Source organism: Chitiniphilus shinanonensis DSM 23277, assembly GCF_000374805.1.
In the GTDB taxonomy this organism is placed as follows: Bacteria; Pseudomonadota; Gammaproteobacteria; order Burkholderiales; family Chitinibacteraceae; genus Chitiniphilus; species Chitiniphilus shinanonensis.
This window is the reverse complement of sequence record NZ_KB895335.1, coordinates 257,133-270,224: the sequence shown is the minus strand read 5'-3', so window position 1 is coordinate 270,224 and position 13,092 is coordinate 257,133. Positions and strand designations below refer to the sequence as shown.

General features: G+C 66.8%; 12 protein-coding genes. 7 read left to right on the top strand and 5 right to left on the bottom strand.

Annotated elements, in window-relative coordinates:
- Positions 1 to 9: 9 nt before the first annotated feature.
- From C556_RS0103190 to C556_RS0103170, 5 genes are read right to left on the bottom strand one after another with little or no spacing between them, the layout of a single operon-like run.
- Entirely contained in the window at positions 10 to 957 is a 948-nt protein-coding gene (locus C556_RS0103190) for an aminotransferase class IV (RefSeq protein WP_018746785.1), read from the bottom strand.
- 1 nt (position 958) lies between these two features.
- A complete protein-coding gene (locus tag C556_RS0103185; RefSeq protein WP_018746784.1) occupies positions 959 to 2,365 on the bottom strand; it encodes a phenylacetate--CoA ligase family protein in 1,407 nt (468 codons plus the stop codon).
- A gap of 8 nt (positions 2,366 to 2,373) precedes the next feature.
- Positions 2,374 to 2,796, bottom strand: coding sequence for a DUF2000 domain-containing protein (locus C556_RS0103180; RefSeq protein ID WP_018746783.1), 423 nt, complete (start codon positions 2,794 to 2,796; stop codon positions 2,374 to 2,376).
- The gene (locus tag C556_RS19125; protein ID WP_018746782.1) at positions 2,793 to 3,722 is read right to left on the bottom strand and encodes a DMT family transporter; all 930 of its coding nucleotides are present in this window, start codon (positions 3,720 to 3,722) and stop codon (positions 2,793 to 2,795) included. The genes C556_RS0103180 and C556_RS19125 overlap by 4 nt, the downstream gene beginning before the upstream one ends.
- 5 nt (positions 3,723 to 3,727) lie before the next feature.
- Complete coding sequence (locus tag C556_RS0103170) at positions 3,728 to 4,075, bottom strand: Dabb family protein (RefSeq protein WP_026262765.1); 348 nt, start codon at positions 4,073 to 4,075, stop codon at positions 3,728 to 3,730.
- 267 nt (positions 4,076 to 4,342) lie between these two features.
- On the opposite strand from C556_RS0103170, the gene C556_RS23390 reads away from it, so the two are divergent.
- The 7 genes from C556_RS23390 (at position 4,343) to C556_RS23560 (ending at position 13,087) form a co-directional block, all read left to right on the top strand.
- Entirely contained in the window at positions 4,343 to 4,600 is a 258-nt protein-coding gene (locus C556_RS23390; RefSeq protein WP_169338588.1) for a hypothetical protein, read from the top strand.
- A 357-nt stretch (positions 4,601 to 4,957) separates the two neighbouring features.
- Positions 4,958 to 7,207 (top strand): type VI secretion system Vgr family protein, encoded by a 2,250-nt coding sequence (locus tag C556_RS0103165; RefSeq protein ID WP_018746780.1) that lies wholly within the window; start codon positions 4,958 to 4,960, stop codon positions 7,205 to 7,207.
- A gap of 1 nt (position 7,208) precedes the next feature.
- Complete coding sequence (locus C556_RS0103160; RefSeq protein WP_018746779.1) at positions 7,209 to 7,754, top strand: DUF6484 domain-containing protein; 546 nt, start codon at positions 7,209 to 7,211, stop codon at positions 7,752 to 7,754.
- Between the two features lie 96 nt (positions 7,755 to 7,850).
- Complete coding sequence (locus tag C556_RS0103155) at positions 7,851 to 8,996, top strand: DUF2169 family type VI secretion system accessory protein (RefSeq protein WP_018746778.1); 1,146 nt, start codon at positions 7,851 to 7,853, stop codon at positions 8,994 to 8,996.
- On the top strand, positions 8,993 to 10,096 hold the full coding sequence (locus C556_RS0103150) for a hypothetical protein (RefSeq protein ID WP_018746777.1): 1,104 nt from the start codon (positions 8,993 to 8,995) through the stop codon (positions 10,094 to 10,096). The genes C556_RS0103155 and C556_RS0103150 overlap by 4 nt, the downstream gene beginning before the upstream one ends.
- A complete protein-coding gene (locus tag C556_RS22060) occupies positions 10,093 to 11,718 on the top strand; it encodes a PAAR-like domain-containing protein (RefSeq protein ID WP_018746776.1) in 1,626 nt (541 codons plus the stop codon). Before C556_RS0103150 ends, C556_RS22060 begins: the two co-directional genes overlap by 4 nt.
- A gap of 22 nt (positions 11,719 to 11,740) precedes the next feature.
- Positions 11,741 to 13,087 carry an ankyrin repeat domain-containing protein gene (locus tag C556_RS23560; RefSeq protein ID WP_018746775.1) on the top strand — a complete coding sequence of 449 codons (1,347 nt, stop codon included), beginning with the start codon at positions 11,741 to 11,743 and terminating at the stop codon, positions 13,085 to 13,087.
- Positions 13,088 to 13,092 lie beyond the last annotated feature (5 nt).

The window sequence follows — 13,092 nt, the reverse complement described above, 5'->3', positions numbered from 1 at the left end:
AGCTCCATGTCAGTAGACCGGGGTGATCCAGTCGGAATGGCGATCGAGGCCGCCGCGCACCGCGGCCCGGTATTGCTCGAACAGCGCGCTGGCGGTCGGGCCGGGCTGGCCGTCGCCGATCTGGTAGCCGTCGATGGCCACCACGGCGGCGATCTCGCGCCCGGTGCCGGTCAGGAAGCACTCGTCGGCGCCGTACAGGTCGGTCAGCGCGATGTCGCGTTCCTCGATGACCAGATCGGTGTGCTCGGCGGCCAGGCGGCGCACGGTGTCGCGGGTGATGCCTTCCAGGATGTGCGCGGTGGATGGCGGGGTGAGCAGGCGCCGGCCCTTGCGGATGAAGACGTTGGTGGTGGTCGCCTCGGCGACGTTGCCCAGCACGTTGAGCAGGATCGCGTCGTCGCAGCCGGCGCTGTGCGCGGCCTCCATCGCCAGGGCGGAGTTGGCGTACAGCCCGGTGACCTTGGCGCGCGCCGGGATGCAGTAGTCGGGCACCCGTCGCCACGCCGGTACGCAGCAGCGCAGCGCGCCGATGACGGGCGGGCTGGGCATCGGCAGGCAGTTGATGGCGAAACCGTCGCTGACGCCGTGCAGCTTCACGCCGAAGCCGGCACCCGGCAGCAGGGCTTTCTTGAACGCCAGCGGCCGGATGTAGCAGTCCTCGTTGCACTCGTTGCGGCGCAGCACCGCCAGCACCGCGTCGCGCAGCGCGGGCAGGTCGGGCAGCGAATCGATCTTCAGCAGGCGTGCCGAGGCTTGCAGCCGCCGCAGGTGGTCGTCGAGCCGGAACACGGCCAGCGCGCCGGCGTGGGTGCGATAGGCGCGGATGCCCTCGAACACGCCGGTGCCGTAGTTGAAGGCCTGGGTGGTCAGCGGCAGGCTGGCGTCGCCGGCCGGGCGCAGCTCGCCGTCGAGGTGGACCCAGCCGTAGTGGCGCGGCGCGGTGGTGGTGGCGCTCATCTCAGGCTCCCCGGTTGGCAAAGCTCTTCAGCGCGGCCTGGCGTTCGTGGTCGTCGGCCACGCGCCGGTCGTGCACCCGCGCCGCCTTCCAGCTGACCATCGCCGAGGTGCCGGTGATCGCGTCGGTCTCGCCGACCTCGATGCGCACCGGCACTCCCAGCGCATCCAGCATGTGGCGCGCGGCGCGCTCGGTATCCAGCACCAGGTTGCCCGGGGCGTGGTTGGCCACCACCACGGCGATGCGGTCGGTGCCGTCGTGCTGCTCGATGGCGATCTGATAATCGAGGCAGCCGTCCAGGTGTTCCAGCAGCGCGGCCTCGATGTCGTAGGCGCAGACGTTGCGGCCATTCAGGATCAGGCGATCGCGCACCCGGCCGATCGGTGTCACCTGCCAGGTGTGATCGGGCTGGCGCCGCACCCGCATCATGTCGCCGGTGCGATAACGCACCAGCGGCTTCTGGCCGGGATAGAGATGGGTGATGGTCAGCTCGCCGGTGTATTCCTCGTCGTGGCTGGCCACGTCGATGGGGGTGCCGGTGTCGGGGTCGAGCAGCTCGTACAGGTTGTTGAGCGGCACGGTGTAGAGCTGGTGGTCCGGCCGGGCCACCGCCATGATCGACGCCTCCTGCGAGGCGTACATGCAGTTGTAGACCTCGGCGCCCCACACCGAGCCCAGGTTGCGCAGCAGCTGCGGCGTGCTCAGCTCGCCCAGTGTGAACAGCACCCGCACGCTGGTGTGCTTCGGATCCTTGCCCTGCGCCAGGAAGTGCTTGGCCAGTGAGATCGCCACCGCCGGGGTGCACACCAGCGCGGTGATCTTCAGGTCTTCGATCAGCGTCGCCGCGCGCTGGTTGCCGATCACCGGCGAGCGCGGCCACATCTTCACCACCGGGAAATCCAGGCTGCGCATCACGTCTTCGAAGGTGTCGCCGGTGGAGTGCACCTCGGTCGGCCCCATCACGCCGACGATGTGCTCGGCGCCGTGCTGCTTCAGGATCTGCCGGTAGCGCAGGATCAGCGGCGTGTTGTTGTAGATCGAATCGATCTCGCTGCGCGGGCATGGCGTGGCCTTGCCGGTGGTGCCGGTGGTCTCGTAGTACACCCACGCCTTGCCCAGCGGCGCGGACACCATGTCCCAGCCGCGCTCGCGCAGGTGATCCTTGGTGGTGAACGGCAGCTGTTCGATGCCGACGCGCCGGCCCTGCGCGCTGGCCGCCAGCACCTGTCCGCCCAGGTGCTGGCGATAGAAGGCGGAGTGCTCGCACACGTGTTGCAGCACCTGCTCCAGCCGGCGCTCGCGGCTGGCGCGCAGGTCGGCTTCGGACAGTGCCTGCTGCTCGAACTGGGCGTGTTCGGTGTAGACCGCGCGCGCCAGGTTGAGCGCGTCTTCCTTGAAGATGGCGTACATGTCGGTTCCTATCTGAAGAGCACCAGATTGCCGGTCAGCTTGTTGATCAGCTTGCGGGGGCCGACCAGCCCCAGCGCCACCAGCTTCAGCCGCTCGTTGTCGGTGTTGGATAACTTCTCGGTGTATTCGTCGTAGGTCTTGCAGGACTGCGCCAGGTCGCTGAACGGCATCAGGTAGACGCCGGGCTCTTCCAGGCACTTCTGGTGGATGGCCGAAATGGATTGGGCATCGGCGGACAGCACCGGCAGCGGCGAATAGATCACGCCGGGGTAGCGGATCTCGTCCTTGCTGTAGCGATCGGGGCCGACGATGCCCTCGATCTCCCGGCCGAAGCTGATGCCGATCACGCTGACCGCGTTGGCGGCCAGCCCGACCGGCAGTTCGCCGTCGACGATGATGGCGCACTTGTGCTCGGCGGCGTCGTATTTCATTCCAAACCTCCACTTGATTGGCGAGCGAGTTGTTGATGTTCGAGGGGGCGGTTCGCCTTGTCGTCCATGGCGCTGACGATGTACACGCCCGCCACCACGATCAGGCCGCCCAGGATCTGGATCGGCGACGGCCGTTCGCCCAGCACCGCCACCGCGATCACCATGCCGAACAGCGGCACCAGGTTGAGGATGTTGACGGCGGTGGACGACGACACGTACTTGACCCCGGCGTTGTAGAGCAGGAAGGCCAGGATCGAGCACGACAGGCACAGGTAGAGCAGCAGGCCCACGTCGAGCGCGCCGGGCGCCCGCCAGGCATGCGCCTCGATCGGGCAGGCCAGCGCGAAGGCGAGGGCGCCGGCGATGGTCTGGTAGCAGGTGGCGCTGAGCGGGTCCAGCCGGGTGGCGGTGCTGCTGATCAGCAGGTTGTAGGCGGCCCACACCACGCCGCCCAGCAGCAGGATCAGCACGCCCCAGTTGCGCAGCGCCGACGCCGACTGGCCGCCGTGCGCCGCGATCAGGTAGACGCCGACGCAGGCCAGGATCATCCCGCCCACCTCGGCCACGCCCGCCTTCTTGCCGCGGAACAACACCTCGCCGATCAGCGTGATCACCGGGTACGAGGCGATGATCAGCGTGGCGTCGCTGGCGGTGGCGAACTGCACGCCCACGTTCTCCAGCGCGAAGTAGACGAAGATGCCGACGAACCCCGCCGCCAGCGACCGCCTGATGTCCTGGCTCCGCCGCGCCGGCCCGTTGCGCCAGCGCATCAGGGCATAGAGGATCAGCGCCGCCAGCGAGAAGCGGATCGCGCCGATGGTCAGCGGCGGCACCGTGGCCAGCAGCAGCTTGGTCACCGAGAATGACGTGCTCCAGAAGAACGCGGCGACGCAGATGAACAGCACGCCCTTGTTTTTGTCGCGCATGCCCGTCAATCCCCGACGCTCAACAGTTCGTGGATGCCCAGGTGGGTGGTGGTGCGCGCATCCAGATCGATGTCGATCACCTGCCAGGTGGCGATCTCGCGCCACAGCACCACGCCTTCCATATGGTCGGCATCGACCAGATAGCTTTGCAGCGCCGCCTGATCCTTGAACAGGCCGGCGATGGTGAAGTCGGCCGCCACCTCGCGGCGCGAGATATCCCTGCCGGTCAACCACGCCAGGATTTCCTTGATGTGCGCCGGATGGCCCTTGCTCTTGGCCTCCGCGTCCAGCGCGATGGGGGATTGCCACGAGAAACCGCTTTTGAACTTGAACAGCACCATGTGCAGAATCATTGCCCGCCCTTTGCGCGCGGCATGCCGCCGCGCTCGTCTACCGATGCAACGTCGCCCGGACCATTCAGATCCTGCCGGCCCGACCGTCGCCAATCCTTTGCTTTGTTGAATTAACTTACTTGTAACTTTTGAAAACCTTTTGTTTTCACCAAGGCAAGTCTGCGTGGACCTAATGAATTGTGCAAGTGCAGCGAAGGCAAGTCGACAGAAGTCATCCGTTGAGCGCGTGGCCGCCAAGCGATTTCGGGCTGATTTGGAAATAAGTCGATGAATGAAAACAAGAAAATTTCAGGAGGGCGGGAAGGTTGCCACGGGCGGCGGGCCGACCATCGGATAAGGCGAAGGCGTAGCCCGAAACGTGCTGCATTGCAGCAAGCGCTTTCATTTGCCGCGTTGGCGATAACCTGGGATGTGTACCGCACGATCGATCGAGCGGCACTCGACTGCTTTATTTTTTCTTTGTTTGTAATGTTTTCGTTTCAGGCTGGATGCGCGACGGGCCTGATGTGCTGGGCTGCACGTTGACAAAGTGGCCTGTTCGGCGGCATCGAAAAATGCGCCATGCAACATGGTGCGGCACCTATTCAGGTTGGGGTAAGAACCATGATTCATGCCATCATCATCGGATGCGGCGGTATTCCGGGGCAGGCAATGTGATGGGAACGCCAGCCACGGCGGGGCGACAGCGCGCAAATGCGGGTCGTGGGCCATTAATCGCAGGATTTCCACCGCTGGCGCGGCAGGCCGGTTGTTCACCTAAAGAACAGCCTGATAGCATCTGGCTGGCTGACGATAAATATCAGCAATCAGTGATTCCTGAATAAGATCAGCCGTGCGGCCGTTCCACATCCCTTTATCTCCGTTTCCTCCAGCAGGACGCCCATGTTCGACGCCCTCAACGCCGCGCAGCTGCTCCAAGGGCTGCTGGAAGCCCAGCACAACCGCCTGCTCACGCTCGAATTTCCCAAGGACGATGGTCCGGCCGCCACGCTGATTCCCAATCGCCTGGATGCGGACGAAGGGCTGTCGCGCGATTTCCGCTACGTGGTGGAAGTGCTGTCCGACGATCCGGGCATCGCGCTCAAGGACGTGATGGGCAAGATGGTGTCCTTGCAGCTGGTGCGCGAGGACGGCACCACCCGTTACTTCAACGGCTACGTGTTCGAGTTCCGTTACGTGCGCAACGAAGGCGGCTACGCGGTCTACGACATGCTGCTGCTGCCCTGGCTGGCGTTCCTGCGGCTGCGCCACGACAACTACCTGTTCCACGGCAAGACGCTGCGCGAGCAGACCGAACAGGTGTTCGCCGACTACCCCGCCGTCCTGGATTGGGAAAGCCGCGTCAACGGCGCCGACCCGGCGATGACCGACGCCTGCCAGTTCGACGAATCCGACTACAACTACCTGCACCGCCGCTGGGAGGCCCAGGGCTGGTTCTACTGGTACGAGCACGCCGCCGACGGCCACCGGCTGATCGTGGCGGACGACTCCACCCAGGCGCCGCCGGTGGATGGCGACAGCGTGCTGAGCTGGTCCGACGAGGCGCACGGGCTGGATCGGGACGGCATCGACCAGTTTTCGCAGGTGCGGCAGATCGTGTCCGGCAAGGTCGCCTCGGTCAGCTTCGATTTCAAGAACCCCAAGCCGCAGCAGGTGCTGGACAACACCTTGAACCGGCAGGGCGAGGTGCCGGAGATCGAGGTCTACGAATACGCCGGCGCCTACGGTTTCAAGCATCCCGGCGACGGCGAGCGGCTGGCGCGGCAGCGGATGGAAGAGATCGAATCCACCGGCAAGCACTTCGCCGGCGGCGGCAACCATCGCCAGGTACAGGCTGGCCGCAGCTTCACCCTCGGCGGCGCCTACGACGCGTCGGCGCTGGGAGGCGACCCGCAGAGCCGCGAGTTCCTGGTCACCGAAGTGCGCCACACCGTCGACAACAACTATCTGATGGCGGGCCAACAGCCGGCGCTGTATCGCGGCCAGTTCGCCTGCCAGCGCAAGACCGTGCCCTGGCTGCCGGGGCGCGGCTTCAACAGCAGCATGCCGCGCATCTACGGCCTGCAGACCGCGCTGGTGGTCGGCCCGCCCGGCGAGGAGATCCACTGCGACGAATACGGCCGGGTGCGGGTGCAGTTCCACTGGGACCGCGAAGGCGCCTACGACGAGAAGTCGTCCGCGTGGATCCGCGTCGCCACCAGCTGGAGCGGCCCCAACTTCGGCAGCGTCTCGGTGCCGCGCATCGGCAGCGAAGTGGTGGTGCAGTTCCTGGACGGCAACCCCGATCGGCCGCTGATCACCGCCATGGTGCCCAACGCCGCCACCATGCCGCCGTGGGATCTGCCGGCCAACAAGACGCAGAGCGGCCTGCTCAGCCGCTCCAGCCCCGGCGGCGCCTACGAGAACGCCAACGCCATCCGCTTCGAGGACAAGAAGGGCCAGGAAGAACTGTGGCTGCACGCCGAGAAGGACCAGCGCATCGAAGTGGAGAACGACGAAAGCCACTGGGTCGGCCATAACCGCAGCAAGACCGTGGACAACGACGAAACGGTGCAGGTGAAGCACGACCGCACCGAGACGGTGGACAACAACGAAACCATCACCGTGCATAACTGCCGCAGCGAGCGGGTGGACGTGAACGAAACCATCAGCATCGGGCAGAACCGCAGCGAGGACGTGGGCCAGAACGAGACCATCGTCATCGGCGTGAACCGCACCGAAACGGTGGGCGCCAACGAGACCGTGCAGATCGGCAGCAATCGCTCGGTGACCGTCGGCGGCAACAAGGTCGAGACCGTCGCCATGGCCAAGGCCGAGACCATCGGCCTGGCCAAGGCGCTGACCATCGGCGGCGCCTACCAGACTTCGGTGGGCGCGGCGATGAACACCACCGTGGCGCTGGTCCAGGCGGAAGAGGTCGGCTTGAGCAAGCACGTGGTGGTGGGCAAGAGCTTCACCATCAACGCCGGCGACGAATTCACCGTGAAGGTGGGCAAGTCGAGCTTCACCATGAAATCCGACGGCACCATCATCCTCAACGGTCATACCTTCACCCTGGGCACCAGCGACGACCAGATCCTCAAGGCCGACGGCAACATCACCCTCAAGGCCAAGAAGATCCTGGAGAACTGAGATGAATGCGCCCGCCAGGACTTCCGCCGCGACTCAGCCGGATACGGGCGCGGCAGCCGACGCCGCGTCCGCCGACCTGCTCGACTCGGTGCTCGAACAGACCGCCACGCTGCCCGCTACGGCCACCGGCATCGCCGTCGGCCAACTGGCCGGCTTCGACGCGGCCGGGCTGCCGCTGGTCCATGTGCCCGCGCTGCGCCTGACGTCGGTCGGCGCGCGCAGCATGGTCGCCCTCGGCGCGGAACAGATCGGTTGCGAACTGGCGCTGGGGTTCGAAAGCAACGATCCGCGCCGCCCCATCGTGCTGGGCCTGATGCTGGGCGCGCCGGCCACGCCGGCCCCGGCGCCCGCCGCCGCCGACGGCCTCGACCTGTGGGTGGACGGCGAGCGCGTCGCGCTGCACGCCGCCCGGGAAATCGAACTGCGCTGCGGCGACGCCGCCATCGTGATGACCGCCGACGGCCGCATCACCCTGCGCGGCACCTACATCACCAGCCACGCCAGCGCCACGCAGCGCATCCTGGGCGGCTCGGTCAACCTCAACTGAGCAATCGCCGGCCGTGCGTTTTTCCAGCCTCCACTTTCTTGCCGGATCGCCGTTGCCGTCCCACCGGGCAGGACTACTCTGGTTCGGGGGATCGTCATGGAAGTGATCGTCGGCACCCGGCATCTGCTGGCCAGCACCTTCACCGCGCTCGACCTCCACGGGCGCGAGCATCTGGTGATCGTCGCCAAGGCCAGCTGGCGCGTGCCGCTGCCCGGACAGCGCCCGCAGCCGCTGCCGCCGTCGCCGCTGGTGCCGGCGGACCTGCACGTCGGTGAGCCCGGCGTCAGCGCCATGCTCTACGGCAGCGATTTCGTCCGCCACAAGCCGCGCTGCGACGTGCTGTTCGACGCCAGCGCCCACAGTCCCGGCGGCCAGCCGGTGCGCGAACTGCCGGTGGTGTGGCAGGTGGGGCCGCTGAAGAAGGGCCTGCGCGTGCTCGGCCCGCGCATCTGGCGCAAGCGCCTGGGGCGGCTGGGCCTGAGCCGGCCCGAGCCGTTCACCCGCCAGCCGCTGCACTACGGCCTCGCCTACGGCGGCACGCGCGAATACGAAACCGGCAAGGGCGACAAGAAGCAGGTGCTGACCGAGGCGCTGCTGAGCAATCCGGTCGGCCTGGGTTGGGCCGGCAAGCACACGCTCAAGCAACTGGACGGCGCGCCCGCGCCCAGCCTGGAATCGCTGGAGCAGCCGATCCGCAAGCCGGGCGGCCCCTACGAGCCGGTCGCCTGCTCGGCCGTCGGCCGCCATTGGCTGCCGCGCCGGGATTACGCCGGCACCTACGACGCGCAGTGGCAGGAGGAAGTGTTCCCGCTGCTGCCGGCCGATTTCGACGAGCGCTTCAACCAGTGCGCGCCGCTCGACCAGCAGATGGACTACCCGCGCGGCGGCGAACCGGTGGTGTTGCGCAACATGCTGCCCGATCGCGACGACGTGCGCTTCGTGCTGCCCCGGCTGGACGGCCTGAAGCTGCGCGTGCTGCGCACCGACTACAGCGTCGAGGAGCCGTCGCCGGTGGTCGATACCCTGTATTTCGAACTGGACGACCCGGACGGTCCGCGCTTCAGCGCCATCTGGCGCGCCAGCGTGCCGATCCGCCGCCGCATCCAGGAATTCGACACCGTGGCGCTGGGGCCGGTGAACAGCCAATGGTGGCGCGACAAGGTGCTGGGGCTGGGCAGCGGCGGCTGCGCCGGTTGCGGCGCCAGCCCCGCGCCGACCGAGCAGGAAGCATTGCCGACATGAACGGTTTCTGGAAAACCCTGAGCCGGATGCAGCAGCCCGAGGCCGCGCCCGAAGCGTCGGCCGCGTTCAAGCCGCTGCGCATCGCCGGGCGCGGCATCTGCTGCGCGGTGGGGCATACCGCGCCGGCGGCGACGGCGGCGATCAACGCCCGGATGAACCACTTCCGCGAGACGGATTTCCTGGCCGAAGGCCACGAACCCATCGTCGGCGCGGCGCTGCACCAGGTGGAAGTCTGGGGCGCCGCGCGCTGGCGCGACATGCTGCAACGGGTGCTGGCCGAATGCCTGACGCCGTGGCAGCCGCTGCCGGCCGACGCGGCGCCGCTGGTCGTGGTGCTGGCGCCCGAGGCCGGGCGACCCGGTGCCGGCGCCCACTGGCTGCCGCAGGCGCTGGACGACGCACAGGCCGCGCTGGACCTGCGCTGCCACGCCGAATCCACGGTACTGCCACTGGGCAAGGCGGGCCTGGCCGCCGCGCTGCGCCGGGTCAGCCAGCATTTGCAGCAGGCGCGGTCCGACAGCGCCTTCGGCATCGTGGTCGCCGTCGACAGCTTTTTGTCCGCGCCGGTGATCAACCACTACCTGGCGCAAGAGCGCATCAAGACCAGCGAGAACAGCGACGGCTTCATCCCCGGCGAGGGCGCGGCCGCCATCGTGCTGACCCGCCGGCCCGACCCGCATGGCCGCGGGGTGTGGATCGAGGGCGTGGGCGAGGCGGTGGAGGAAGCGCACTGGGGCAGCGATAAGCCCAACCGCGCCAAGGCGCTGGTGCAGGCGATGCGCGATGCGGCCGCCCAGGCCGGCTGCAAGGTGGCGGACCAGGCGTTCCAGATCAGCGGCATGACCGGCGAAAGCGCGTATTTCAAGGAAGCCTCGCTGGCGATCGGGCGCGCACTGGAACACCGCATCGAACAATTTCCGCACGAACTGCTGGCGCGCAGCGTCGGCGAGATCGGCGCGGCCAACGGCGTGCTGACGCTGGCGTGGCTGGCCGACGCCATGACCCGTCGCGCCGGGCCCGGCGAGCGGGGCCTGCTGCATCTGGCCAACGACGACGGGCTGCGCAGCGCGCTGATCGTCCGCTACCGGGAAGCCTCATGAAGACCAACGTCTATGCCAACGATCTGGAAATCGCTTGCAAGGCGGCCAAGACCGACGGCAAATCGATCGCCGCCTTTCCCGATCCGTGCTGGAGCCCGCCCGCGCCCAGCGCCGGTCCGATCGTGATTCCCTATCCCAACACCGCCTACGCCAAGGACATCACCAAGGGCACCACCAGTGTGCTGATCGCCAGGAAGGAAGTGGCGATCGAGGATCGCTCCTACTTCGCCACCAGCACCGGCAACGAGGCGGCCACCCAGGCGTTCCAGAAAGGCGTGAAGACGCGGGTGATCAAGGGCAAGGCGTATTTCACCAAGTGGTCGCTGGATGTGATTTTCGAAGGGCTGGGCGTGGCGCGCCACACCGACCTGACCACCCACAACCACGGCTCGCAGCCCAGCAACACGCCGCCCACGTATTACATGGACGACGCCTCCACCAAGAAAGCGTGCAAGGAAGACAAGGAGAAGCTGGAAAAGAAGTGCGCGGACGACGAGGAAAAGCGCAAGAAACGCAAGAAGAGCAAGACCCTGCCGGCCACCAAATCCGACAAGAACTCCGGCTCGTGGGTGTTGAACCACTGCGATGGGCTGTTCATCAAGCCTTCCAGCGTCAAGGAGTTCCAGGATTGGGTGGACGACGTCGATGATTTCCCGGCCAAGGCGTGGGGCCAGATCGAGGACATCGCCAAGCAGAAGGTCATCGAGAAGCTGGAGAAAGAGGCCGCCGAGTTCGCCGCCAAGAAGGCCGCCGCCTTCGCCGCGCGCCGCGGCCTGACCGGCTGGATTCCCATCATCGGCCAGGTGATCGCCGTGGCCGACGCGGTGTATACCGGCGTCCAGGCCTACCAGATGTACGATGAATTCAAGACCCAGGTCGCCGAGATCAAGGACACGGTGCAGCGGCTGAAGGATGCCGCCGGCAAGGTGCAGGACGCCTTCAAGAAGTACGACATCAAGAAGCTCACCGACATCAACAGCGACCAGGCCCAGGCGCTGATGAGCGACGTGCAGGCCGCGCTGGCCGCGGCCGACCCCTGCCTGCGCGCGCGCAAGTGCACGCTGGTGCCCTACAGCAAGTCCGGCACCAACACCGCCAACTGGGCGGGGCAGGGCTGCTGCCCGGGGCAGACCGGGCACCACCTGCTGCCCGACTCGATGTTCCGCGACGCCGACCCGGCGGCGAAACAGCAGGCGTTCGACAGCTGGAAGAACAGCTACACCGGCAAGAAGGACAAATCGGCGCTCAAGCTCAGCGACATGCCGCGCGACAAGCTGCCCAAGGACAAGTGCTGGGAGGGATACTCCGAAGCCGGCGCGCCCACCATCTGCCTGGAAGGCACCACCAACAGCCACGGTACGCACGGCGCGGCGCATGCCGCGACCAAGAAGGTGATGGGAATGCACATGGCCAAGCCGACCATGGACTACGAAACGGCGCGCGACGAAATGGCCAATATGGTGAGCCTGACCTTTGGCTGCGACAAAAAATGCATCAAGGCGCAGCTGGACGAGTACTACAAGGATGCGCACAAGTGCGGCGGGCTGGACAAAGCCAAGGTGCGTCCGCATTCGGGGATGGCGGGCGGCGGTAGCGTATTGACGAGCGGCGGCGACGCCTAAGAGCGGGTTCAAGGACAACGTGATGGAAATGATTTGCGACAAAGAGCGGTACGAGCGTTTTTTCAAAGGCTTTACCGTTTATGACTGCGCGGTCGGCTACGACAACACGCGCTACTGCTTCATCCTGGTCGAAGCCACCGATTCCCCGCATCGCGATCCGTTGCCGCGTACGCGCTTTCTGTTTGCACGGATGGAGCGCCCGATGGAGCGGCGTTTCTATTTCCAGGAGGCGGATTATTTCGACTTCACCCGGGTGGCGTATGCCGAGGCGAATGGCAAGTCGGAGTTCGTCGCGGTGGACATGGGCAGGCATGTTTTCTGGTATGACGCGCCCACGGCGAATGTGGAGCAGGACATCCCGCCCCAGATTCCCGATTCCGAATACTGGTGGTCGCCGACCAAGGTGACCCGGATCGCCGGACGGTTGACGGTGGCCGGCACGGCGCGGCAGTTGCGCATCCGGGCCGGTGCCGACGACTGGCGACCGTTCCCCGTGTCGCCGCCCGTCCCCGAGCGGCTGGCCAAGGAAGGTAAAGGCGTGCTGGAAACCGGCTTCGAGGATATCGCCGGGTTTGCCGAGGACGACCTCTACGCCGTCGGCGGCGCCGGCGATGTCTGGCACTTCGACGGCAAGGCGTGGCGGCAGATCGATTTTCCGTCCAACGAATTGCTCTACACCGTGTGCTGCGCCGGCGATGGCAACGTCTACATCAGTGGCAACGGCGGTTCGCTGTGGGTGGGGCGCGACGATCGCTGGAAGCGCTTGCTGGAAGGCCACTTCAGCCTGCAGTTCAAGGACACCGCGTGGTTCGCCGGCCGGCTGTGGTGCGGCTCGGACCACGGCTTGTGGGTGTTGCAGGACGGCAAGCTGATCGAGCCGCCCGACCAGCCGGCGGCGATCCGCAACGCCAGCGGGGTGATCGACGTCAGCCCCGACGGCAAGGTGATGCTGACCGCCAGCCCCCACGGCGCGGCGATCTACGACGGCAAGACCTGGACGTTGCTGTTCTCCGCGTTCGCCTTCGCCGAGCAATCGCCGCGTGCCGCGGCGCGGCAGCAATTGGGGCGCGGCCAGGATCGGCTGACCGACCACGACGGTATGCAGGCGCTGCTGGACGTGATCGGCAACGATGGTCCCGACGCCGCCCTGGCGGCGCTGGGCCAGCCCGAAGCGCTGGATCTGGCCGCGCTGCAAGCGCACAGCTGGCTGCTGCTGGTCAACGCGATCAGCGCCCAGGGCGCGTGGGACGGCTACGACGCGGTGGCGCGGCGATTGATCGAACTGGGCGCGAACCCGGACGCCGCCGACCCCGAGACCGGCATGACCGCGCGCGCCATCGCGCAGGCGATGAACGTGTCGCTGACATGAGCCGG

What these genes read in the sequence shown, in the direction of transcription:
- C556_RS0103170 (WP_026262765.1), bottom strand. Translation starts at nt 4,075, where the DNA reads ATGATTCTGCACATGGTGCTGTTCAAGTTCAAAAGCGGTTTCTCGTGG.
- C556_RS23560 (WP_018746775.1), top strand. Translation starts at nt 11,741, where the DNA reads ATGGAAATGATTTGCGACAAAGAGCGGTACGAGCGTTTTTTCAAAGGC.
- C556_RS0103190 (WP_018746785.1), bottom strand. Translation starts at nt 957, where the DNA reads ATGAGCGCCACCACCACCGCGCCGCGCCACTACGGCTGGGTCCACCTC.
- C556_RS0103160 (WP_018746779.1), top strand. Translation starts at nt 7,209, where the DNA reads ATGAATGCGCCCGCCAGGACTTCCGCCGCGACTCAGCCGGATACGGGC.
- C556_RS0103180 (WP_018746783.1), bottom strand. Translation starts at nt 2,796, where the DNA reads ATGAAATACGACGCCGCCGAGCACAAGTGCGCCATCATCGTCGACGGC.
- C556_RS22060 (WP_018746776.1), top strand. Translation starts at nt 10,093, where the DNA reads ATGAAGACCAACGTCTATGCCAACGATCTGGAAATCGCTTGCAAGGCG.
- C556_RS0103155 (WP_018746778.1), top strand. Translation starts at nt 7,851, where the DNA reads ATGGAAGTGATCGTCGGCACCCGGCATCTGCTGGCCAGCACCTTCACC.
- C556_RS0103185 (WP_018746784.1), bottom strand. Translation starts at nt 2,365, where the DNA reads ATGTACGCCATCTTCAAGGAAGACGCGCTCAACCTGGCGCGCGCGGTC.
- C556_RS0103165 (WP_018746780.1), top strand. Translation starts at nt 4,958, where the DNA reads ATGTTCGACGCCCTCAACGCCGCGCAGCTGCTCCAAGGGCTGCTGGAA.
- C556_RS19125 (WP_018746782.1), bottom strand. Translation starts at nt 3,722, where the DNA reads ATGCGCGACAAAAACAAGGGCGTGCTGTTCATCTGCGTCGCCGCGTTC.
- C556_RS23390 (WP_169338588.1), top strand. Translation starts at nt 4,343, where the DNA reads ATGAATGAAAACAAGAAAATTTCAGGAGGGCGGGAAGGTTGCCACGGG.
- C556_RS0103150 (WP_018746777.1), top strand. Translation starts at nt 8,993, where the DNA reads ATGAACGGTTTCTGGAAAACCCTGAGCCGGATGCAGCAGCCCGAGGCC.